20 protein-coding genes are annotated in these 21,014 nt (G+C 71.3%); 12 read left to right on the forward strand and 8 right to left on the reverse strand.

The window, feature by feature from the left end; all coding sequences use genetic code 11:
* Positions 1–87 precede the first annotated feature (87 nt).
* Both B0I32_RS21160 and B0I32_RS21165 read left to right on the forward strand, forming a co-directional pair.
* Positions 88–1,191: a DUF3500 domain-containing protein gene (locus B0I32_RS21160; RefSeq protein WP_106241991.1), complete on the forward strand. Its 1,104-nt coding sequence runs from the start codon at positions 88–90 to the stop codon at positions 1,189–1,191.
* Between the two features lie 219 nt (positions 1,192–1,410).
* Positions 1,411–2,817 (forward strand): MFS transporter, encoded by a 1,407-nt coding sequence (locus B0I32_RS21165; RefSeq protein WP_106241993.1) that lies wholly within the window; start codon positions 1,411–1,413, stop codon positions 2,815–2,817.
* 146 nt (positions 2,818–2,963) lie between these two features.
* Here B0I32_RS21165 and B0I32_RS21170 read toward each other — a convergent pair whose 3' ends face one another.
* The 3 genes from B0I32_RS21170 to B0I32_RS21180 form a co-directional block, all read right to left on the reverse strand.
* Positions 2,964–3,728 carry a DUF899 family protein gene (locus B0I32_RS21170; RefSeq protein ID WP_106241996.1) on the reverse strand — a complete coding sequence of 255 codons (765 nt, stop codon included), beginning with the start codon at positions 3,726–3,728 and terminating at the stop codon, positions 2,964–2,966.
* A 106-nt stretch (positions 3,729–3,834) separates the two neighbouring features.
* Positions 3,835–4,494 carry a hypothetical protein gene (locus B0I32_RS21175; RefSeq protein WP_106241998.1) on the reverse strand — a complete coding sequence of 220 codons (660 nt, stop codon included), beginning with the start codon at positions 4,492–4,494 and terminating at the stop codon, positions 3,835–3,837.
* A 139-nt stretch (positions 4,495–4,633) separates the two neighbouring features.
* On the reverse strand, positions 4,634–5,680 hold the full coding sequence (locus tag B0I32_RS21180) for a hypothetical protein (RefSeq protein ID WP_106242000.1): 1,047 nt from the start codon (positions 5,678–5,680) through the stop codon (positions 4,634–4,636).
* 344 nt (positions 5,681–6,024) lie between these two features.
* Here B0I32_RS21180 and B0I32_RS21185 point away from each other — a divergent pair, with 344 nt between their 5' ends.
* Complete coding sequence (locus B0I32_RS21185) at positions 6,025–7,323, forward strand: MFS transporter (protein ID WP_106242002.1); 1,299 nt, start codon at positions 6,025–6,027, stop codon at positions 7,321–7,323.
* Between the two features lie 42 nt (positions 7,324–7,365).
* Here B0I32_RS21185 and B0I32_RS21190 read toward each other — a convergent pair whose 3' ends face one another.
* Entirely contained in the window at positions 7,366–8,808 is a 1,443-nt protein-coding gene (locus B0I32_RS21190; protein WP_106242004.1) for a sulfatase family protein, read from the reverse strand.
* Positions 8,809–9,066: 258 nt separating this feature from the next.
* Here B0I32_RS21190 and B0I32_RS21195 point away from each other — a divergent pair, with 258 nt between their 5' ends.
* Positions 9,067–9,636, forward strand: a complete 570-nt coding sequence (locus B0I32_RS21195) for a hypothetical protein (RefSeq protein ID WP_106242007.1) — start codon at positions 9,067–9,069, stop codon at positions 9,634–9,636.
* Positions 9,636–10,340 (forward strand): hypothetical protein, encoded by a 705-nt coding sequence (locus B0I32_RS21200; protein ID WP_106242009.1) that lies wholly within the window; start codon positions 9,636–9,638, stop codon positions 10,338–10,340. The genes B0I32_RS21195 and B0I32_RS21200 overlap by 1 nt, the downstream gene beginning before the upstream one ends.
* A 49-nt stretch (positions 10,341–10,389) precedes the next feature.
* Here B0I32_RS21200 and B0I32_RS21205 read toward each other — a convergent pair whose 3' ends face one another.
* Complete coding sequence (locus tag B0I32_RS21205) at positions 10,390–11,403, reverse strand: LacI family DNA-binding transcriptional regulator (RefSeq protein WP_245955944.1); 1,014 nt, start codon at positions 11,401–11,403, stop codon at positions 10,390–10,392.
* A 74-nt stretch (positions 11,404–11,477) separates the two neighbouring features.
* On the opposite strand from B0I32_RS21205, the gene B0I32_RS21210 reads away from it, so the two are divergent.
* Entirely contained in the window at positions 11,478–12,806 is a 1,329-nt protein-coding gene (locus B0I32_RS21210; protein ID WP_245955945.1) for an MFS transporter, read from the forward strand.
* Positions 12,807–12,815: 9 nt separating this feature from the next.
* On the opposite strand, the gene B0I32_RS21215 is transcribed toward B0I32_RS21210, so the two are convergent.
* On the reverse strand, positions 12,816–13,505 hold the full coding sequence (locus tag B0I32_RS21215) for an RICIN domain-containing protein (protein WP_181307623.1): 690 nt from the start codon (positions 13,503–13,505) through the stop codon (positions 12,816–12,818).
* Between the two features lie 428 nt (positions 13,506–13,933).
* Here B0I32_RS21215 and B0I32_RS21220 point away from each other — a divergent pair, with 428 nt between their 5' ends.
* On the forward strand, positions 13,934–14,749 hold the full coding sequence (locus B0I32_RS21220) for a winged helix-turn-helix domain-containing protein (protein WP_181307625.1): 816 nt from the start codon (positions 13,934–13,936) through the stop codon (positions 14,747–14,749).
* 65 nt (positions 14,750–14,814) lie between these two features.
* Here the strand turns inward: B0I32_RS21220 and B0I32_RS21225 are convergent, their stop codons facing one another.
* Positions 14,815–15,690 carry a hypothetical protein gene (locus B0I32_RS21225; protein ID WP_106242022.1) on the reverse strand — a complete coding sequence of 292 codons (876 nt, stop codon included), beginning with the start codon at positions 15,688–15,690 and terminating at the stop codon, positions 14,815–14,817.
* A gap of 504 nt (positions 15,691–16,194) precedes the next feature.
* Between B0I32_RS21225 and B0I32_RS21230 the strand changes: the two genes are divergently transcribed.
* The 3 genes from B0I32_RS21230 (at position 16,195) to B0I32_RS21240 (ending at position 17,837) form a co-directional block, all read left to right on the forward strand.
* Positions 16,195–16,563, forward strand: a complete 369-nt coding sequence (locus tag B0I32_RS21230) for a hypothetical protein (protein ID WP_146178256.1) — start codon at positions 16,195–16,197, stop codon at positions 16,561–16,563.
* 86 nt (positions 16,564–16,649) lie between these two features.
* Positions 16,650–17,390 carry a DUF6461 domain-containing protein gene (locus B0I32_RS21235; protein WP_146178257.1) on the forward strand — a complete coding sequence of 247 codons (741 nt, stop codon included), beginning with the start codon at positions 16,650–16,652 and terminating at the stop codon, positions 17,388–17,390.
* 45 nt (positions 17,391–17,435) lie between these two features.
* Positions 17,436–17,837, forward strand: a complete 402-nt coding sequence (locus B0I32_RS21240; protein WP_106242030.1) for an NUDIX hydrolase — start codon at positions 17,436–17,438, stop codon at positions 17,835–17,837.
* Here the strand turns inward: B0I32_RS21240 and B0I32_RS21245 are convergent.
* Positions 17,831–18,490: a TetR/AcrR family transcriptional regulator gene (locus tag B0I32_RS21245; RefSeq protein ID WP_106242033.1), complete on the reverse strand. Its 660-nt coding sequence runs from the start codon at positions 18,488–18,490 to the stop codon at positions 17,831–17,833. The two genes, B0I32_RS21240 and B0I32_RS21245, sit on opposite strands and share 7 nt — an antisense overlap.
* Positions 18,491–18,551: 61 nt before the next feature.
* Here B0I32_RS21245 and B0I32_RS21250 point away from each other — a divergent pair, with 61 nt between their 5' ends.
* Together B0I32_RS21250 and mdcA are read left to right on the forward strand one after the other, a co-directional pair.
* Positions 18,552–19,214 carry a class I SAM-dependent methyltransferase gene (locus B0I32_RS21250; RefSeq protein ID WP_106242036.1) on the forward strand — a complete coding sequence of 221 codons (663 nt, stop codon included), beginning with the start codon at positions 18,552–18,554 and terminating at the stop codon, positions 19,212–19,214.
* Positions 19,215–19,361: 147 nt separating this feature from the next.
* Positions 19,362–21,014, forward strand: a complete 1,653-nt coding sequence (gene mdcA, locus B0I32_RS21255; protein WP_106242038.1) for a malonate decarboxylase subunit alpha — start codon at positions 19,362–19,364, stop codon at positions 21,012–21,014.

The raw sequence follows: 21,014 nt of genomic DNA on the forward strand, positions 1-21,014 counted from the left end.
GGGGATGTACGGAGAGGTCGTACGGGTCGGGTCGCCCCGCGGCCGCGCGACTGTCGCCGTGCCGGCCCGGGAGCAGCGGAGGCAGCAGTGACTGACACCGGCCGCGAAGTCGCCGACCGGATGGCCGAGGCGGCCCTGACCTGGCTGGACAGCCTGGACGACGACCAGCGCACGGTGGCGGCCGGACCGCCGCCGGGCACCGGCGAGGCCGAACGCACCCGCTGGTTCTACACGCCCACCGACCACGGCGGCCTCACCTTCCACCGGCAGCGCCCCGCCCAGCACCGGCTGGTGCTGCGGCTGGTCGCGAGCGGCCTGTCCGAGGCCGGGTACACCACCGTCGCCACCCTGCTCGGCCTGGAGAACGTGCTCGACCTCGTCGAGGGCTTCTCGGTGAACTGGGGGCGGGAACGTACTCGCGACCCCGGCATGTACTACCTGCGCGTCTTCGGCGAGCCCGGCGGGCCCCGGCCGTGGGGGTGGCGGTTCGGCGGCCACCACGTCTCGCTCAACTACCTCGTCGTGGACGGGCGCGTCGCCGCCACCACGCCGTGCTTCCTGGGCGCGGACCCGGCCGAGTCGCCGCTGCTGGGCGGCGCGACGCTGCGCCCGCTGGGGGCGGCCGAGGATCTGGCCCGCGACCTGGTCCGCTCGCTGCGCCCCGAGCTCGCCGCCCGCGCGGTGCTGCTGGACCGGGCCCCTGACGACATCGTGACGGGCAACGACCCCCGGATCGACGACCGCGTGATCCTGCGCAGCGAGCTCTGGCGACCCGGCCCGCACACCCCGGACCGCGCCGGGAGCCCGGCCACCGGCCTGCACGGCGCGGACCGCGAGGCGGTGGCCCTCAGCCCGTCGCCCAAGGGCGTGCCGGGCGCCGAGCTCGACGCCACGCAGCGGGAGCTGCTGCGCGCCCTGCTCGGCACCTACCTCGACCGCGTCCCCGACGGGGTGTCCCCGCTGCCCCGCTACGACGAACCGGCGGCGCTGGACGCCGTCCACCTCGCCTGGGCCGGCTCCACCACGGCGGGGGAGCCGCACTACTACCGCCTGCAAGGGCCGCGGCTGCTGGTCGAGTGGACCAACGTCCAGCGCGGCGGCAACCACGCCCACGCCGTGTGGCGGGACCCGGAGACCGACTTCGGCGGCGACGTCCTCGCCGCCCACCACGCCTCGTACCACCAGCGCTGACCATCACGCCCGTACCACGAGCGCTGACCACCACCCCGTACCACCAGCGATGACCACGGCGCCCGCACGCTCGACCGGCCACACCCGGTAGCTCCAGGACCCCGGCCACAGCACCGGCGCCGGGCCATCGCTTCCGTCCGGCATGCCCGAAATGCGGCACGCCGCGGCCTCCCCTCTCTCCCCCTCGCCTTACTCGTCGGCAACGAGGAAAGGACGTCCATGAACACGACCCAAGCTCCCCCGGTCGCCGTCGGAAAGGCCGCCGTCGCGGCGCTCGGCCTGCTGGCCACCGCCACCGGGGCCCTGGAGTCGGTGGTGTCACCGACGCTCCCGCTGCTGCAACGCGAACTGTCGCTGAGCCCCGCCCAAGGGGCGCTGCTCAGCATCGCCCTGCTCATCACCGGCGCGCTCCTCCTGCCCGTGACCGGCAATCTCGGTGACCGGTACGGCGGGAAGCGGGTCATGACCCGGCTGATGGGGGTGGTCCTGGCCGGCGGCCTGGTCTCCTCGCTGGCGCCGAACCTGCCGGTGCTGCTGCTCGGCCAGGTGCTGCAGGGCGCGATGGTGGGCGCGCTGCCGCTCTCGTTCATCCTGGTACGCAAGCACCTGCCCAAGGGCGACTCCCAGGTGGCCATCGGGGTGGTCAGCGGCTTGTTCGTGGGTGGCGGCATGCTGGGCACGCTCATCGCCGGGCCCATCGCGGAGGGGCTGTCCCGGCACTGGATGTTCGCGATACCGACGATCGCGATCGCCGTGGCGACCCTGCTCGTGCACCGGCTGATGCCGGACGACCCGCCGGTCCGGTCGGAGGCCAGGATCGACTGGCCGGGCCTGGCGCTGCTGAGCGGCATCCTGCTGACGCTCATGGTCGTGCTCGCGATCGTGCCCGAGGCCGGCGGCCGGCCCCTCGAACTGGCCGCCCTCGTCGTGCTCCTGGCCGCCCTCGTGGCCGGGTGGATCTTCGTCGAACGCCGGTCGGCCGCGCCGATGGTCGACCTGCGCCTGCTCGCCCGGCCGGCGATCTGGAGCTCGTACGCGATCACGTTCGCCGTCTGCCTGGGCACCTCGCTGTCGATGTATCTCGTTCCGCAACTGTTCGCGGTGTCCGGCGACGGCTACGGCTTCGGGGCCGGCGCCACCGACATCGGCTTCTACCTGCTGCCCGGCGCCGTCGCGGCGGCGGTCAGCGGGCCGGTCGCCGGGATCGCGGCGCGGCGGTTCGGCCCGCGGGCCGCGGTCACCGCCGGAGTCGTCGGCCTGATGGCCGCGCTGCTCGCCATGGTGTTCCTGCACGGCGAGGTCTGGCACCTCGTCGTCGGCAAGGTGCTGGTCGCGCTGGCCAGCGGCGTCTGCGTCACGGCGGTGGTCGTCAAGACCGCGACCACCGTCGATCACACCGACACCGGCACCGCCACCAGCCTGGTCCTGGTCATCCGCGTGATCGCCTTCGCCGCGGGCGCGCAGATCGGCGGCGCCTTCCTCACCGCCGGAACCCCTGCGGGGTCGACCGTCCCAGCCGAGTCGGCCTTCGTCGCCGGCTTCGTCATCGGCGGCGCCGTCGCCGCGCTGTCCCTGCTCGCCGTCCGCAAGCTGGACCAAGGGGGTACGGGCGCTTCGTCACCGTGACAGCGCGGCCCACGAAGTCCATTCCGGCCGAACACGGCTCCCGACCGGCCGGCCCTCTCCGGCGCGCGCCCTGCTCGGGGCTGTCGTCGGTCATCGCACCCCCGGGCCGGGTGAACATCCAGGCCCGTACGAGGGTGCCGGGCCGGTCATCCGGGGTGCGGGGAGCCGAGGTCGTCGTCGCGGCCGGCCTTCAGGCGCGACCACTGGGCGGCCGGCCGGCCGTCGAGCTGGAACTGGCCCCCCTTAGAGCCCCAGCCCTGCGGCCAGCCCTCCGGCGAGTCCTGCCACTCCTCCTGCCGCCCGTAGACGGTCAGATCCAGCAGTCCGTACGACGGCGCCATCACCTCGTTGCCCCGGCTGGTGTTCCAGTAGGTCTCGTACACCCGGTCACCGTCACGCAGATAGCAGGCCAGGATGCCGAAGTGCCGGCCGGCGATCAGCCGGTCCACGGATTCCTCCGGCACCGAGTACCAGGGGACGGGGTAGCCCATGAACTCGCGGTAGCGCGAGACCTCCTCGTACGGCCCTTCGGCCAGGACCGCGTAGCTGACGTCGCGGGAGTGCAGGTAGGCCAGCTCGGTGACCTGGGAGGTGCTGAAGGTGCAGCCCTCGCACTGCTGCCCGGCGGGATGGCCGGTGTGCCACATGTGGAAGTAGCCGATCAGCTGCGACCGTCCGGCGAACAGGTCGATCAGCGGCACCGTCCCGTCCGCCCCGATCAGCGGGGTCGTCGGATCGACCTCGACCATCGGCAGGCGGCGGCGGGCGGCGGCGATCGCGTCACCCTCGCGGGTGTGGGCCTTCTCGCGGATCCGGAGCCGGTCCAGTTCGGTCTGGAACGCGGCCCGGTCGGCGACCGGGGGCTTGGCGGCGTCGCCGATCGGTGAAACGTCGGTGGGCTGGTCGGTCATGTCGAGATCCTTCTGTTGGTGGCCGTGGAGAAACGGCCGGTTCCGTACACTTCGCGCCGTCCTTATGGACGGCCTCACTCCTGCTACGAACGCCACCGCCCCTCGGTCACGCCACACTCGTGGCCACCGGCCGGCGGGCGGTGCGCAGGGTGCTGATGCTGACCGCGAGCGTCCACAGGCTCCAGACGGCGCCCATGCTGGCGGTGGTGCCCCAGCCCTGCGCGCTGTAGAAGTCGGCGGGGTCGTCCCCGAAGAACAGGGCCGGCAGGAACGCGAGGTTGATCACGGCCAGGACGTAGGCGGAGCGGCCCACCCAGCGCGGCAGCAGGCCGAGCTTCGTCACGGCGATCCCGAGGGCGATCAGGAACAGGCCCATGAGCAGCCGGGAGACGGCGCCCTGCATGAGGTACTGCGCCGCGGCGAACGGCCCCGCCGACGTCGTGTCGAGGTCGTGGTCGACCGAGATCGCCGCGCCCACCTCCATGGACTGGGGGACGAACACCATCGCCACCCAGAGCACGCCCGCCGTCTGGACGACACCGGCGATCCAGTCGTAGGCCGGATCGACGTGGCGGATGAGCTGCCGCATCCCGATGAAGTACACGATGTAGAAGGTGCACCCGGTGATGCCGATGAGGCCGCGGGTGAGGATGTTCCAGTCGGGCGGGGTCTCGTAGAGGAAGTACAGCGGCACCTGTACGACGATGAAGAGACTGGCGATGATGCCGAACAGGCCGGTGTACCTGCGGATCATGCTTTCGGTCATGACGTTCCTCTGATCGTTTCCAGACGGGGGGTGCTCCGGGGCGCGCACGCCGTGCGCACGGCCGTACGTGTGGCCATGCGTGTGGTCATGCGCACGTCCATGGGTGCGTCGCGTCATCGGACGCGAGTGATGCGGACGCTCATCGCGTGCTCCCTTCTGCGGCCGGCCGCCCATGACGGCCGGTGGGCGGTGTGATGGATCCGGTTCCGGTACGGCGGCTCAGCAGCGCCAGCAGGACCACGGTGAGCAGCCCCAGGGCGGAGAGTTCCAGCTTGTCGATGAAGGTGGCGGCGTTGGCCAGCACGCCGAAGGCGGTGTGGCCCACCAGTGCCCCGCCGGCCAGGCAGATGGCGTGCCGGTCCGTCCAGCCGCCGCCCGTCGTCCAGCGGCGTACCAGCCACCAGGTCAATGTGGCGAGCACGGCCGCGCCCAGCATCGGCGCCGCCACCCAGGCGCCGTGGGTGAAGGCGGGCTGAGCGGCCCCGCCGAACGGGAACAGCAGCGCCAGATACCCGAACCCGGCCAGCAGCCCGAACCCTGCCGTCACCCAGGGGCCGGGAGCCTGCGTCCCGGCCGGCGCGGGGGAGCGGGCGGGCGCGAGCACGCGCAGCGCCACCACCGCGAGCAGCACGACGGCGATCACGCACCCGGCCAGCATCGCGGCCGGCGCCTGGTAGCCGGGGTCGATGGAGGTCGCCACGGTGAACCGCAGCAGCAGCCCGCCCAGCACGAACACCACCCCGGCGACGATCAGGCCCGTCCGCTTCAGGTACGGCCGGTCGCGCAGGGCCGGGAAGGCCAGGTCGGTCAGGAGGATCGGCAGCGCCACGCTGAAGACGGCGTGGTAGGGCAGGTTGAGCTCGGTGTAGGCGGTGTTGAGGCCGAGGAACCGGGGCGCCCAGCCGGCCACCCCGTACATGGTGGGGCTGCTGAGCGCCTGCAGCACCAGCCCTTCCTCGACGATGCCGTACGCCAGCCCGAGCAACAGGACGGACGGCCAGCCCCCGCGTCGCCGTCGTACCAGCTCACGGATCAGCACCGTCCCGGCGCCGTAGATCGGGATCCACAGCAGCATCAGCCAGATCTGGCTGAGCGGCGGGTTGCCCAGGGTGAGTTCGGCGATGAGCGGAGTGATCACCGCCAGCAGCAGTGCGGCGCGCCGGCCGCCTCTCGGTCTGTCGTCCATGGGGATCAGCGTGCCGGGCGGCGCAGGCCCGGCTCTGCTGGCGAACGGCCGGACCGCGCCAGCCCTCGGTCGCTCGCCCCGCTCCTTTGGATGCCATGGCCGGTGGCTTTGGTTGTGCCGCACGGGTGACCTTGGTCGTCTGCGCGAAGCTCAAGAGGGCCGCGCGCCCCTGTGGAAGATCGTCCGACGGTGGCAGACTGCGTTCGTGGCGGACTCCGGTTTCTGCGCGCTCGGCACCCCGCGTGCGGTGCCGGGGTGCGCGGTGAGCCGGCTCGGCGACATCCGCGCCGCCCCACCCCCCGAAGTGAGGAACGGAGTTCATCGTGCCGAGTGAGTCTCGATCCATGACCCCCGACGACCGCAAAGTCCTCGCCAGCACCCTGGCCGGCACCACCATCGAGTGGTACGACTTCTTCATCTACGCCCAGGCCGCCGGCCTGGTCTTCGGCCCGCTCTTCCTGGCCCCGGTCAACGAGCGGGCCCCCGGCCTGGCGACGCTCATCTCGCTGGCCACGATCGGGATCAGCTTCCTGTTCCGGCCGCTCGGCGCGATCATCGCCGGCCGCTACGGCGACCGGCTGGGACGCAAGCGCATGCTCGTGCTGACCCTGCTCCTCATGGGCGTGGCCACCATGCTCATCGGCCTGCTGCCGCCGTACGAGACGATCGGCGTGGCGGCGCCCATCGCGCTCATCCTCCTGCGCATCATCCAGGGCTTCTCGGCGGGCGGCGAGTGGGGCGGCGCGGCGCTGCTGGCGGTGGAGCACGCGCCCCGCGACCGCCGCGGCCTGTGGGGCTCCTTCCCCCAGATCGGCGTGCCGATCGGGCTCATCCTGGCCACCGGCGTGCTGTGGATCATGAGCGCGGTCACCACCCCTGAGCAGTTCCTGGCGTGGGGCTGGCGGGTGCCGTTCCTGCTCTCGCTGACGCTGATCATCGTCGGCTATCTGGTACGGCGGGCCGTCGAGGAGAGCCCCGTGTTCAAGGAGCTGCAGCAGCGCACCAAGACCTCCGCCGCGCCGCTGCGCGACCTCTTCCGCGGCCACACCAGGAACGTCGTGCTCACCGCGCTGATCTTCGTGGCCAACAACGCCGCCGGCTACCTGCTCATCGCCTACTTCATCAGCTACGGCACCACCGCGCTCGGCCTGCCCCGGCCGTCCGTCCTGCTCGCCACCGTCGCCGGGTCGGTGGCCTGGCTCGTCTTCACGATGTACGGCGGCGCGCTGTCGGACCGGATCGGCCGGGTCCGCACCTTCCAGATCGGGTACGCGATCGTGTTCGTGTGGATGATCCCGCTCTTCCTGCTGATGGGGACGCGCGACATCTGGCTCTTCGCGGTGGCGATCGTCGTCCTGGCCGTCGGCCTGGGGCTGTCGTACGGCCCCATGTCGGCTCTGTACGCCGAGCTGTTCCCCGTCGCGGTGCGTTACTCCGGCGCGGCCATCGGCTACGCGCTCGGCGCCATCCTGGGCGGCGCCTTCGCCCCGACGATCGCCGAGGCGCTGGTGCAGGGCACGGGGTCGGCGTTGTCGATCGGGGTCTACATCATGGTGCTCTGCGTGATCTCGCTGGCGGCCGTCACCATGGTCAAGGACCCGAAGGGAGCCGACCTGGGGCTGACCCAGCAGACGACCACCTGACGCCGCCCGGTCGGCTCACCGGTGACGGGCCCGGCCGCCGGATCAATCGGAGGGGCCGGGCCGGTCGCCGCCCTGAGGCGGATAGTCCTCCAGCTCCGCGTCGATCGCGTCCCATGCGGTGCTGAGGCGGGCAAGGAGTTCCCCCTCGTGGGCGGCGCGGTTGGCCCGTTCGCGGGGGTCGGCCGTCACGTCGTACAGCAGATGCTGTGTCGCCTGGCCCTCCTGCTGCGGCAGGACGCGCAGGTACTTCCAGTTCCCGCGGCGCAGTGCGCCGAACCGCCGCATCCGCCAGAACAGGTCCCGGGCGGGAGCCTGCGCGCCGTCCAGGAGGTAGGGGAGCAGGCTGTGACCGTCCAGCGGATAGGCGGCGTGCGGCTCGACGCCGGCGGCCTCCAGGATGGTCGCGGTCCAGTCCTGGGTGACGACCGGGACGTCGCTGACCTGGTTGCCGCGGATGCCGGCGGGCCAGCGCACGATGGTGGGCACGCGGATGCCGCCCTCGTTGAGCTGCCCCTTCGAACCGGTCAGCGGCCACAGGTACGACCAGCGTTCGCCGCCGTTGTCGCTGGAGAAGATCACCAGGGTGTCGTCCTGCTTCCCGCTGTCGGCCAGAGCCTTCAGCACCTGGCCGATCCCGGCGTCCATGGCCTCGACCATCGTGCGGTACGTGCTCAGCGAGCCGCCGTCGTTGTGCGCGAGGATCTGCCCCTCCTCCTGGCCTTCGGTGATGCGCCGGGTGAGATCGTCGCTGACGGCCCTGTCATCGGGGCCCTCCCAGGGCCAGTGCGGGGCGGTGTAGTTGAGATTGAGCAGCCACGGGCCGCCGCTGTTGTCCCTGATGAAGGCCGCGGCCCGCTCGGACACCGTCCGCGTGTAGTACTCCAGCGACTCGGTCTTCACCTCGCCCTCGTACAGGTCCGTCTCGCCGCTGCCGCTGATCTTGGAGAAGTAGTCGACGGCGCCGCCCATGTTGCCGAAGAAGGTGTCCCAGCCGGACTTGACCGGGCCGTAGTCCGGCAGGTAGCCGCAGTGCCACTTGCCGAACATGGCGGTGGCGTAACCGGCCTGCTTGAGCAGTGAGGCCAGCGTCGGGTGCGCCACGGGAAGGCCGGCGTCCGCGCCCGGACCGGGGATCGGCTCCAGCAGCCCGGCCTTCAGGCGGCCCGGGTGGCGGCCGGTGTAGAGCGCGAGGCGCGTCGGCGAGCACACCGCCGAGGCCGCGTACCCGTGAGTGAAACGCACGCCCTGGCCGGCCAGGGCGTCCAGATGGGGGGTGCGGATCTCCGGCGCCCCGTAACAGCTGAGGTCCGCCCAGCCCAGGTCGTCGGCGAAGATGAACAGGATGTTGGGGCGGGAGGGGCGTCCGGCGCTCGCGGCGGCACGGAACGGCCGCTCCCGCGCCCGCGCCGGGCGAGTCGTTGGCGCCGCGGCGGCGAACGCGGCCGCGCCGGAGGCCAGGACCCCTCTTCTGCTGAGCCCACCCATGGAGCCGTCCTTTCGTCGGTGACGGGTCGATGGCGTCGACTGTGGCGGCAGCGCTGTTTCCCGGCTGTTACGCCTCACGACCGGAAGGCGTCGCGCGTCCTCTCGGCTCGCGACGGACGCGGCGGAAACAGCGGGGAAACTTCGGCGGGGCTACACAAGGGGCTGAGTCAGCGTGCCAAATGAGGGACCCCATGGACGGCCCCGCATCGTCCCCGGCCGCCATGCGACCTCCGCGCGAAGATCGATCAGGGAGGACTCTTGCTCAAGCGGAAATCCGGCACCCTTCATCGCGGCGCGGCCGGGGCCGTCGCCGTGGGACTGCTCGTCATCCTCTCACCGTGGGCCGCCGCCCCGGCGTGGGCGCACAAGCTCCAGATCGGGCAGAAGTGGTCCAACTTCAGCTACCACCACGTGACCGGCTACAACGATCAATGGGAAGCGCCCATGACGAAGGCGCCCGAGCGCTGGTCGAATCATGACCGGGTCGCCCTGCGCAGCGCGTCGGGCGCCAACTGCAACGTCAAGGTCGGACGGTACGGCTCATCCCGTTACGGGACCTACTACAGCTACCACGTCAACGGCGGATCCACGGGCTGCTACATCACTCTCAACGCCCGGACCATCGCCGAAGACTCCCACCGGTTCCAGAACTTCGTGCACAGCGTCTTCACGCACGAGCTCGGCCATGGGCTGAGCCTGGCGGACAACGAGCACAACGCCTCGATCATGTGCGAGTGCCGTGACCGGGACACCATGACCCGCCGCCAATCCCACGACAACAGTGACGTGACGAGCTACTACACCACCGGTTACACGAGGAGGTTCTGATGACGAAGCGCCACCTGGTCACGCTCGCCGTCAGCGCGGGCCTCATCCTGTCGTCGGCCGGTTGCGCGGGCGGCTCGGCCGGGACCACGGCCGCCTCCGCGTACCGAAGCGGCGTGCGCGAGGCGGTCGTGTCCGCCGATTACCCGCGCTTCACCAGTACGAAGGAGATGTGGGACGATGCCGACCTGGTGGTACAGGCCACCATCACCGGCCTGCGGACCGCCCGCGACGAACCCGGCCGGATCCTCGGACCCGGCGACGACGGCTACGACGACCCCAAGGCCAACCCGTTGTCCGGGCTCGGCCCCGACGAGCTGGCCGAGGCGAAGAAGCAGGCCGAGCGGGAGACCGGCGACATCGTCACCATCGCCGAGGCGGACATCACCCGCGTGTTCAAAGGCGACCTCGCCGGCGGAGGCTCGATCGAGGTCCGGCAACTGGGCGGGGAACTCGACGGCGAGAAGCTGACCGCGCAGGACGAGGTCAAGCTGGAGCAGAACGAGAGTTACCTGTTGTTCGTGCACTCTTGGGACGACACCCAGGACACCACCCTCGTCAATCCAGGACAGGGCCAGTATGTCGCGACGGGGCCGGACGGCAGGGCGGCGACACCGGCCGGGGAAGCCGACACCTACGCACCGCTGCCCGGCAACCCGCTCCAGATCACCCTGGCCGAGCTGAAAGATCTCGCCCAGGGCGGCTGAGTGATCCGCGGGCACGGCCACCCCGCGCGGAGCGCGTGCCCGATCGCGGTCATCGCCGGGTGGACTCGCGCACGACCAGGCGCCACTCGACCGGTTCGGTGTCGGCCGCCGCCTCCTCGCCCAGGGCCAGCCGCGCGCAGCGGGCGCCCTGGGCGCGCAGGTTCTGCGCGACGGTGGTCAGTCCGGCGGCGGCGGCCGCGTCGGTGCCGTCCCAGCCGGTGACGGCGAGATCGCCGGGGACGGTGAGACCGGCGCGGGCGGCCGCGCGCAGCAGGCCCAGGGCGAGCTCGTCGCTCATGGCCATGACGGCGTCAGGCGCGTCCGGCCCCGTCAAGAATGCCGTGGCCAGGGCGTCGGCCTCGCTCGCGCTGTTGCGTGCGCACACCGCGACCCGCACCCGCGGCCATCGCCCGCCGCCCGCCTCCCAGGCGTCGCGGACTCCGCGCAGGCGTTCCCGGGTCACGCGGAACGTGGCCTCGGCCGGATCCAGCCCGCCGCGGATCCCCGGCGTACGGGCGCGATCGAGTGGGAAGCTGAGCACCATCGGCCGCCGCGCGCCGGCGAAGGCCTCGGTGGCGACGGCGCGGGCCGCGGCGCGGTTGTCGATGGCCACGAACGGCAGATCCCCGTGGTGCGGCCCGCCGTGCACGGCGACGGGGAGGCCGGTGGCTGCCACCGCCGGCAGCACGGGGTCGTCGTCGCTGGTCGTCCAGACGACGAACCCGTCCACCGCGGCCTCGGCGACCCGGTCCGTGTCGGACGGCGCCCCGGTGATGGGCACGATCGTGAGCCCCAGGCCGTGACCGGCGCAGACCTCGGCGACCCCGGCCAGGAACCGGGTGGCCTGGGGATCCTCGAAGGCGTAGGTGAGGTGCTCGCCCAGCACCACCCCGAGGCTGCCGGTCCGTCCCCGGCGCAGCGAGCGGGCCCCCGGATGAGGACCCGGATATCCCAGCCGGGCGGCGGCCTCGCGGACCCTGGCCCGGGTGGGTTCGGCGACGCGATCGGGCTGGGCGTAGGTGTAGGAGACGGTCATCACCGAGACCTTCGCCGCACGGGCCACCTCCGCCATGGTCGGCCGGAGCCGAGAGGGGTCTTTGGCCATGCCCCACTCTAACCTGTGTATCGTTAAACAGCATGTGTACCGATACACAAGCGAGAGATCGGCTCGGGGCCTGGGTGCCGTACGCGCCCTTCGCCGTCTTCGGCGCGTTCTGGGGCGCGTGGGGCGCGTCCGTGCCCGCCATCCGCGACCAGGCCGGGCTGACCGACGGGCAGCTCGGAACGGCGCTGCTGTTCATCGCCGCAGGTGCGTTGCCCGCCATGCCGCTCGCGGGCCGCGCCGTGGACCGGTGGGGTCACCGCGTCACGGCGATCACCCTCACGGCGCTCGGCATCGCCGGCATCACCGTGGCCCTCACCGCCCACGGCCTGGCTGCCCTGTGTGCGGGGCTGACGCTGCTGGGCGCGTCGTCCGGCGCTGCGGACGTGGCGATCAACGCGGCGGCCGGCGCCGCGGAACGCGCCACCGGCCGTCCGGTCATCACCCGGGCGCACGGCGTCTTCTCCCTCGCCGTGGTCGCGGCGAGCCTCGCCACCGGCCTGCTGAACGCCACCGGCCTGCCCGTGGTGGTGCCGTACCTGATGGTCCTGCTCGCCGCCGGCACCGCGAGCACCGCCATCGTCACCCGCGCCAGGACGCGGACTGACCCGACCCGTCACGATCCCGCCCGCGCACAAGCTTCGGCTGCCCGCCACGATCTCGCACACACGGCACCTGATCCGCGCCGTCACGATGACGCTCGCCCGCAAGCCCACCCTGCCCGCACCTCCTCAACCGCGCACGGCCGGCCGAGTCTGCGCGCTCACCTGCCGCTCCTGTTCGTCGCGGGCGGGCTCGGCGCGCTCGGATTCGCCGTGGAGAACGCGCACCAGAGCTGGAGCGCCGTCTACCTCGCCGACGCCGTGCACGCCGGACCCGCGCTGATCGGCGCCGGCCCCGCGGTCTTCGCGCTCGCCGTCGCGCTCACCCGCTTCGCGATCAGCGCGGTGAAGACCCTGCCCGCCTGGATCGTGCTCACCGCCGGCGCGGCGATCTCGGCGGCGGGGACGTCCCTGCTCGCCCTCACCACGTACCTCCCGCCGGCGCTGCTCGGGCTGGCCCTCGCCGCCGTGGGCACCGCAGTGCTCTTCCCCACCGTGCTCGGCCTGGCCACCGCCAACGTCCCCGCCGCCGCCCGCGGTGCCGCCACCTCGGTCGTGTCCACCTTGGCCTATGTCGGCTTCCTCGCCGGGCCGGTGTACGTGGGCTACTGGGCGCAGACCGCCGGGCTGCCGGGCGCCATGCTGGCCGTGGCCTCCCTGGCCGCCGTCTTGGCCGTGCTGGCCTGGCCCGCGCTCAGAGCCGTCGTCCCCTCGTCCGTACGGCACCGCACCGCCGAACCTACCGGCAGGCCCCACTCGTGAACGCCGTTCCTAATACCATTCCTGATTGTCAGGAGCGCAACACATGGATTGCCACAGCTGGACCTTCGCACCGCTGACCCCGCGCGGAGTGTTGCTGTCCACGTCCAGATACTTCCCGCCGGCTTCCAGCTCGAAGAAATAGCGGCCATTTCTGGTGTTCTGCCAGAAGAACCATACCTGGTTGAGATTACCCGGCACGTGCTGCCACATCTGCACCTGGCAGCCGTTGGTGTAGACGCACGGCAGATGCCCGTCCAGGATCATGCCGGTCAAAGCGTTCTGGATGAGATACTTGTTGCTGTTCCCCAGTTTGTGCATCCACCACGACTGCTGCGGCAGGCCGTTGCATTCCCACAGCTGCACCTTGGCCCCGTTGCCGGTGACCCACTTGTCCGCGTCAAGGCACATCTGGTAGCGGAATGTGGCCCAGCCGCTGAACCAGTAGTAAGGGCCGAAGACCGCGGATGCCCCGGGCAGCGGGGCCGGCGCCGCCAGCGCGACATCCGCCGGTACGAACCCCGCCGCGGTCAGGTCGGCTTTCTGAGGCTCCGTCACGGGCACGCGATCCGGTGGCTCCGAGCCGGACCGCGTGGCCGGCGTTCCTGCCGGAGCGGGGTCGGCGAAGGCGGGGCCGACGGCGGAGGTCAGCAGGCAACTGATCGCCGCCAGAACGACGAAGAATAATCTGCGCAGATGCATGTTCACCCTTTCTGAGTTGTCGAGCGGCCGAAAGGTGGTGGCGAAGCCGTGCCGTCGATGGCATTTCTCCTTTAGTTGAGATCGGCTGCTGGAAGCAGCGGCGGACGATTCCTCGCTCGCCCGATCAGCCATCTCGGCCTATACGTCCTGGGGAACAGGCTGGACGAGACCACGGCCGCAGGGCATCGTGTTTCGGGGGGCGCCGAAACACCGAGGTCGGCACATGAGGCGCCATTGTCACGGGGGGTAACACGTCGATGGCCTTACGCATCCATCTTTCCGGGGAAGACCTGGCCCGGGTTCGGGTGGCTCCGGCACCCGATCCTTTGTGGGAGGTTCTGCTCAGCGTTCACCTTCTAGGCAAAAGCGAGGGCGCCCCGATATTCGGCGGATGGCGACGGCGGGCACGGCAGTCGCTCTCTCCCGACATGCGGTTGCTGTTCGCGCTCGCCCCGCCGTGGGGATATTCAGCGGATTTCCTGACCCCGCCCGGAGCCCCCGGTGACTTCGACGCCGCCGTCGAAAGGGTGCTCGCCACCCCGCCACGGCTGCTGCGCGCCGACATCGAGCAACTGCCCGGCCGTCCCACGCCCGATCTGACCGACCTCCGTAGCGGGCGGCCGCTCGCGCTCCGGCGGCTCGGCACGGCGCTGACGAGCTATCACCGCCGCACCGTCGGACCGTACTGGAGCTCGGTCGACGCGGCGGTGCGGGCGGAGCAGGCCCGGCTGGCACGGGAGTTCCTGCGCGGCGGGGCCGAGGCTGTGCTGACCGCCCTGCGCCCGTACGCGATCTGGCAGCCCCCGGTGTTGTCCCTGCCGCTCCACCCCGCCGACCGGGACGTTAACCTTGACGGCTGCGGCCTGATCCTGGTCCCGTCCTTCTACTGCTGGCGCGCGCCCACCACACTCAAGGACCACAACGGCCCGCAGGTCCTGGTCTACCCGATCGGCCACGACCCGGGATGGCTCGCCCACGACCCCGCCGGGCCCTCGCGCTCACTGGCCAGGCTCCTGGGCGCCACCCGGGCGAGCGTACTGACCGCGGTCGCGGACGCCTCGGCCACCACCACCGACATCGCCCGCCGGATCCACATCTCACCGGCCTCGGCCAGCGAACACGCCAGAACGCTCCAGGACGCCGGACTGCTCATCGCCTGCCGCCAGGGCAACCGCGTCTACCACGTCCTGACCGAACTGGGCGCCCGCCTGGTGCGCGGCTCGGCGACCGAGCGTGCGAACTAGCCCGTAGCGGATGGCGGGGCGGCACCGCCGGGACGATGTCCTTCGTCCGGGAGGGGGCTGCTCGCTCAGGAGTGGATCACCGGTGGGCGCGCGGCGATGGACTGGTTGAGTGCGTTCGCCACAGCGTGGACGAGCGGGATCTGCGAGGCGTCCCAGACGAGGTGCGGACCGCTGTGGCTGCGGAGGGTGAGCCGGCCGTAGTGGAGGACGGGCAGGAGGGCGTTGTTCTTGAATCGGCGGTCGGGGCCGCCTTTGACGTTGACGTAGCGCCAGGTGGAGTCCACGACCGTACCGTCGGGCGGCACCGGGCCCGCCTCGATGCAGCGGGCGTGTTCCAGGGCGGCGTGAAGGTGCTGGTAGGCGAGATCGACGACGTGGCGGCCGTCGCGGATCAGGACGCGGTCGGGCAGGAAGTGCACCGACAGGCTGCCCGCGGTCAGGGTCGGGACGGCGACGTTGGTGACCAGGATTGGTGGTCCCGTCAGCCGGGCCGAGGCGTTCACCCTGTGCAGCAGTCTGGAGGCGCCGGCGTTCACCTTGAACTGGTGGGTGCTGGTGATCGCCCCGGACGCGGTGATCAGCCAGAATCCGTGGGCGCGATGGAGGTCGGTGATCGACCTGACGAGGTGGTCGAAGCGCCAGGCGGCCTCGTCGGTCACGTCGTACATGACGACCACCGCGCGAGCCGCCCGATCGCACAACGCCACCCAGAGCACGCACGGCAGCCCGACGGCGACGACGACCAGGCCGAAACGTCCTGTCACGAGCCCCGCGACGAGCACGGCGGCGAGGGCGTACGGCCAGTACCGCCGGCGGCCGGCGGCCCGCTGCAACTGCCGCACGATGTCACTCGGCTGGGCCGGCACCAGGCTGACGACATCGTGCATGACCACGTCGTGGTCGGGTGCGGTGGTGCGGTACGAGACCGTCCCGCGTCCCATGCGCACGACGTGACCACGAGGCCCCATCTTCGCTCGAAGGCCGGGGACCGCGGTCGAGACCGCCATCCCGGTCTGGCCGAGGGTGAAACGGAACGGTCCAACCCGGAGGCTGGTGCGCACATGGAAACCCACGATGAGGAATCCCGCCGGCCCGGGTGCCCGTTACCGCGGCGGATCGAGGTTCTGGAGATCGTCTACCGGCGGGTCTTCCGCGGTCTCATCGATCACCGGCTGCGGCGTGGTGACCGGCCTGTCGCTTGGGTGAACAGGTCGCGTCTGTACGGCCGGCGCAACCGGGACCTATATCGTGACGCGGGTGATGGACGCCTCGCCCAGCCGGCCGGCCCCGTGACGTCGAGTCGATCCAGGACTGGCCCGCGCGCGTGGGGTCGTCCCGGATTCGGGGCCCTATGAGCCGGAGCCCGGCGGGCAGCCCACCGTCGTGTCGCCGGAGGCGTTCCCGACCAACCGGACAGGGCTCCGCAGATCGTGCACGCCCTCGCGGTGGCTGGCCATACGGTCTGGGACCCGGAGGAATGGCCGGGCCTGGCCACCGCACTCCTCACCCGCGGTCCCGGCCGGCCCGCCGTCGGCGGTTCCGTGTCGGATGCCGTCACGCTGCTCGGCCACCGGTGGATGGACCTGCGCACCGATCTTCCCCGCACCCCGGAGGGGCGTTACCCGGCGGGGGTCGTCGCCCGCAACTGCGCGTGGTGGCTCGCTGAGCTGGCGGCGTTCCAGGACACCGGGCCGGACATGATCGTGCTGCTCTCCGAGACCCGAGCGCCTGGTGCCGCCGTACTCCATCACGGCGTCCTTCTGCGCGGCGGCCGTTCAGACCCTGCGGTGGTAGCGAGGCCTGGGAAGTGCTGAGCCAACGCACGGGCTCTCGTACGGCGAGCTCCGGATCATGAAAGGGTGAGGACCGGCCGCGACAGAGGCGAAGGATGGATTGCGGAATGCGACAGTCGGAGCACTTATGGCACCGGTTGTACAGATGCGGATTCGCCGCGGAGTTCAGCGCGGTCTGGGTCGACCGGCTGGAGCTGGACGAGCTGGCGCAGCGCGTGGGCGCGGACTTCCGGCGAGCTCGCCACAGGGACGAGCTGGCGGGCGAGGTGTCCGACGTCGGCGACGCGACGGTGATCTGGGCCGACCGGCTGACCGACGACTGGCTGCAGATCATCGAGTTCCAGGGCTACGCGTGCAGCGGCGCCCTGAGCGAACTGTCGGCTCAGGGAGGGCGCGCGGTCAGCGTGGGATGGGGGCTGAACGGCGTGCGGGATCTCAAGTATGTGTCGGACGGGTACTACACCACCTGGTTCAGCGTCACGGTTCCCGGCGAGCGGTACGGCAACGCCCCGCACGCCCTCGATCCGCTGGCCGAGGGCCTGGCGTTCGACATCGGCGACACGAGCTGGAAGACGGATCCGGAGCTCCCGCCGGCTTGGCCGGCCTTCGCGGAATGGTCGGAGTGGATGGAGGAGAACGGGTACTCGGTGGGGGACGAAGACGATGAGCGACCGCTGCCGGAGGCGTTCGGCGACTTCCACGGATGGTCGCTGAACGGTTACCACCCGCCCCTCGCCACCTGCGTCACCTCAGCCCTCACCCTGGTCGGTCGGCTCACCGGCAGGGAGATCGACGAGGCGTGGCTGAGCGGGTCGCACCCGTGGCTCACCCTTCCCCATCGGCTGTGACAGGCGACGCTCCGGCCGCCCCTCTCCCCACCCCAGGAGCACCCCGTGAACCGCGTCATCGACAAGATCGCCTGGATCGAGCTGGACCACGGCAAGATCCTCAGCACCCGGTCACGGGGCAAGAACGCGTACTACCTCCCCGGCGGCAAGCGCGAACCCGGTGAGACCGACCTCGACACTCTCGTCCGCGAGATCGACGAAGAGCTCTCCATCGCCATCATCCCCGCCACCGCCACCCACATCGGGACCTACCGGGCCCAGGCACACGGCCATGCCGAGGGCGTCACCGTACAGATGACCTGCTACACCGCCGACCACCACGGAGTACCGACGCCCAGCAGCGAGATCGCGGAGATCGTCTGGCTGAGCTACGCCGACCGTGACCGCGTCTCCCCGGTCGATCAGGTCATCTTCGATCACCTGCACCGGACCGGACGGCTTCACTGACTCAGCGGCACGGGCACCATCGGGCCGGCGCAGAGCTGGGCGGTCAAGGTGGTGCGAGCCCAGTCCTCCCACGTGTCCGGTGACCACTCGCGGTCGCGGACGAAGATCAGGTAGAGCTCCGGGCTGAGCAGCCCGAACAGCAGATCCGCCGCCGTCTCGACGGTGAGACCGGGGCGGGCGTCGGGCTTGCGGATCAGCGCCGCGGCCGCCGCGTGCTGCACGGTGTAACGCGGGTCGGGGCCGTCCGGCCACTGCGCGGCGATCTCCGGGTCGGTGGCCGCGGCGGACGCGATCAGCGGCATGATCGGGGCGACCCGGCCCAGGATCTCGCCGGTGCCGTGGACGTGCGCACGCACCTGCTTGGCGGCGGTCGGCTCGGCGCACGCGGCGCGGAACCACTCGCGGTCCATGGTGGCGACCGGTTCGGCGTCTCCGGCGATGGACGTGTCGACGACGTCCTTGAACAGCGTGCGTTTGTTGCGGAAGACGAAATAGACCGTCTGTACGGCCACGCCCGCCCGGTCCGCGACCTCCTGCAGGCTCGTCGCCCCGTACCCCTGCGCGATGAACAGCTCGCGAGCCGCCTCCACGAGCTTCTCCCGGGTGCGGCGTGAGCGTTCGGCCCGCTTGTCCGGCCGCTTGACGGTGTCCATGCCGGGAGTATATCTCTAGAGTTAATAACTAGAGTTCGACTCTAAATACTTGGAGGAGACGATGAACCACCCCGACGCCACCCAGCAGCCGGAACCGCGCGACCAGGAGGAGGAGACCGTCCACCGCGCACTGGAGGGCTTCTACCGCGACGGCAAGCCGCCGTGGGACACCGGCGTGACGCCGCCCGAGCTGGTCGCCCTGACCGAGGGGCCGCGGAGCCTGCCGCCCGGCCGCGCCCTCGAACTCGGCTGCGGCACGGGCACCAACGCCCTGTACCTCGCCCGGCACGGCTGGGACGTGACGGCCGTCGACCTGATCGACCGCGCCGTCGAGCGGGCCAGGGAGAAGGCCGCGGAGGCGGGGATGTCGCTACGGCTGCTGCACGGAGACGCCACCCGCCTCGACGAACTGGACGCGCCGGGCCCGTTCGACCTGTTCTTCGACCTGAGCTGCTACTGCGGGATCCCGCTGCACCGCCGCGACGCCTACGCCGCCGGGCTCACCCGCCGCGCCGCTCCCGGAGCGCGGTTGCTGATGTTCGGGTACGGCCCCGAGCCGCTCGGCAACCCGACCACCGAGATCACGTCGTGGGCGGCAGGCGTCACCGCCGACGAGCTCAGCACCAGGTTCACCGGCTGGGACCTGCTCGACGTCACACCGGGCACCAACGCGGTGCCGACCTTCTGGTTCACCCTGCGCCGCTCCACCAGCGCGACGACCTGACACCGTCAGGCCCCCCACGCGGGCAGCAGGCGCGGTGTCCGCTTTGACCACCTGCTGCCCTCCATGGCGGGGCTTTAGGACCTGTTGGGTTAGTCGCGCGCCGTTTGCGTGCAGCACATCGGGGTCAACGCTGGATGGGGGCTGGTGATGGCGCGTACCAAGGTGGCCACTCGGGACTGGACCCGGCGGCGGACCGCGAAACGGGACCGCTTGGAGCGGGTTCGTCCCTTCGTCTCCGGCCGGGTGCTGGACGCCGGGCGGATGGGCGCGGCGCTGGAGGCGTTGCTGCGTCCAGGGGACCGGGTGGCGCTGGAGGGCGACAACCAGAAGCAGGCGGACTTCCTGGCCGAGGCGCTGGCCGGGTGCGATCCGCAGGCCGTGCACGACCTGCACCTGCTGATCTCCTCGATCAGTCTCAAAGAGCATCTCGACGTGTTCGAGCGAGGGGTGGCCCGCCGGCTCGACTTCGCCTACGCCGGGCCGCAGAGCGTGCGCATGGCGCAGTTGCTGGCCGACGGCAAGGTCGAGGTCGGGGCGATCCACACCTACGTCGAGCTGTACGCGCGGATGTTCGTCGACCTCATTCCGAACGTCGCGCTGCTCTGCGCCGAGCAGGCCGACCGCGACGGGAACCTGTTCACCGGCCCCGGCACCGAGGACACCCCGACCATCGCCGAGGCGGTGGCCTTCTCCGACGGCGTGACCGTGGTCCAGGTCAACGAGATCGTGGACGAGGTGCCCCGGGTGGACATCCCCGGCGACTGGGTGGACCTGATCGTGCGCAGCCCGCGGCCGTTCGCGCTGGAGCCGCTGTTCACCCGCGATCCGCGCCACATCGGCCAGGTGGAGATCCTGATGGCGATGATGACGCTGCGCGGCATCTACGAGCGGCACGGGGTGACCACGCTGAACCACGGGATCGGCTACGACACCGCGGCGATCGAGCTGCTCCTGCCCACGTACGGCGAAGAGCTGGGGTTGCGCGGGAAGATCTGCCGGCACTGGGCGCTCAACCCGCATCCGACGCTCATCCCCGCCATCGAGAGCGGCTGGGTCGAGTCGGTGCACTGCTTCGGCGGAGAGCCGGGCACGGAGCGTTATGTCGCCGCCCGGCCGGACGTGTTCTTCACCGGCCGTGACGGCTCGCTGCGCTCGAACCGGGTGCTGTGCCAGCTCGCCGGCCAGTACGCCGTGGACCTGTTCATCGGGTCGTCGCTGCAGATCGACGGCAGCGCGAACTCCTCGACGGTCACCGAGGGCCGGCTGAGCGGTTTCGGCGGAGCGCCCAACATGGGGCACGACCCGCACGGCCGCCGGCACCCCTCCGCCGCCTGGCTGAGCCTGCTCACCGGGCAGGCCCCGGCGCTGCGAGGACGCAAGCTCGTCGCGCAGATCACCCAGACGTTCCGCTCGGGCGGCGATCCGGCGTTCGTGGAGACGCTCGACGCGGTCCCGGTGGGCAAGGACGCGTCCATGCCCATCCCGCCGATCATGATCTACGGGGACGACGTCAGTCACGTGGTGACCGAGGAGGGCGTGGCGTACCTCTACAAGGCCTCTTCACTGGCCGAGCGCCGCGAGGCGGTGGCCGCCGTCGCGGGCGCCACCGCGATCGGCCAGGAGATCGACGAGCGGCGGGTCGGAGAACTGCGCCGGGACGGGCTGGTCGCGCTGCCGGAAGACCTCAAGGTCGACGTACGCCGGGCGAAACGGTCCCTGCTGGCGGCCCGCAGCGTCGAGGATCTCGTGGCCTGGTCCGGCGGGCTGTACGACCCGCCCGCCCGGTTCCGGACCTGGTGA

Origin of the sequence: Nonomuraea fuscirosea (assembly GCF_003001935.1) — a bacterium.
Taxonomy (GTDB): domain Bacteria; phylum Actinomycetota; class Actinomycetes; order Streptosporangiales; family Streptosporangiaceae; genus Nonomuraea; species Nonomuraea fuscirosea.

Excerpts from the sequence above, each read along its gene's own strand:
- B0I32_RS21165 (WP_106241993.1), top strand. The coding sequence starts at position 1,411 with ATGAACACGACCCAAGCTCCCCCGGTCGCCGTCGGAAAGGCCGCCGTC.
- B0I32_RS21170 (WP_106241996.1), bottom strand. The coding sequence starts at position 3,728 with ATGACCGACCAGCCCACCGACGTTTCACCGATCGGCGACGCCGCCAAG.
- B0I32_RS21175 (WP_106241998.1), bottom strand. The coding sequence starts at position 4,494 with ATGACCGAAAGCATGATCCGCAGGTACACCGGCCTGTTCGGCATCATC.
- B0I32_RS21180 (WP_106242000.1), bottom strand. The coding sequence starts at position 5,680 with ATGGACGACAGACCGAGAGGCGGCCGGCGCGCCGCACTGCTGCTGGCG.
- B0I32_RS21185 (WP_106242002.1), top strand. The coding sequence starts at position 6,025 with ATGACCCCCGACGACCGCAAAGTCCTCGCCAGCACCCTGGCCGGCACC.
- B0I32_RS21190 (WP_106242004.1), bottom strand. The coding sequence starts at position 8,808 with ATGGGTGGGCTCAGCAGAAGAGGGGTCCTGGCCTCCGGCGCGGCCGCG.
- B0I32_RS21200 (WP_106242009.1), top strand. The coding sequence starts at position 9,636 with ATGACGAAGCGCCACCTGGTCACGCTCGCCGTCAGCGCGGGCCTCATC.
- B0I32_RS21210 (WP_245955945.1), top strand. The coding sequence starts at position 11,478 with ATGTGTACCGATACACAAGCGAGAGATCGGCTCGGGGCCTGGGTGCCG.
- B0I32_RS21215 (WP_181307623.1), bottom strand. The coding sequence starts at position 13,505 with ATGCATCTGCGCAGATTATTCTTCGTCGTTCTGGCGGCGATCAGTTGC.
- B0I32_RS21220 (WP_181307625.1), top strand. The coding sequence starts at position 13,934 with ATGCGGTTGCTGTTCGCGCTCGCCCCGCCGTGGGGATATTCAGCGGAT.
- B0I32_RS21225 (WP_106242022.1), bottom strand. The coding sequence starts at position 15,690 with ATGGGACGCGGGACGGTCTCGTACCGCACCACCGCACCCGACCACGAC.
- B0I32_RS21235 (WP_146178257.1), top strand. The coding sequence starts at position 16,650 with ATGCGACAGTCGGAGCACTTATGGCACCGGTTGTACAGATGCGGATTC.
- B0I32_RS21245 (WP_106242033.1), bottom strand. The coding sequence starts at position 18,490 with ATGGACACCGTCAAGCGGCCGGACAAGCGGGCCGAACGCTCACGCCGC.
- B0I32_RS21250 (WP_106242036.1), top strand. The coding sequence starts at position 18,552 with ATGAACCACCCCGACGCCACCCAGCAGCCGGAACCGCGCGACCAGGAG.
- mdcA (WP_106242038.1), top strand. The coding sequence starts at position 19,362 with ATGGCGCGTACCAAGGTGGCCACTCGGGACTGGACCCGGCGGCGGACC.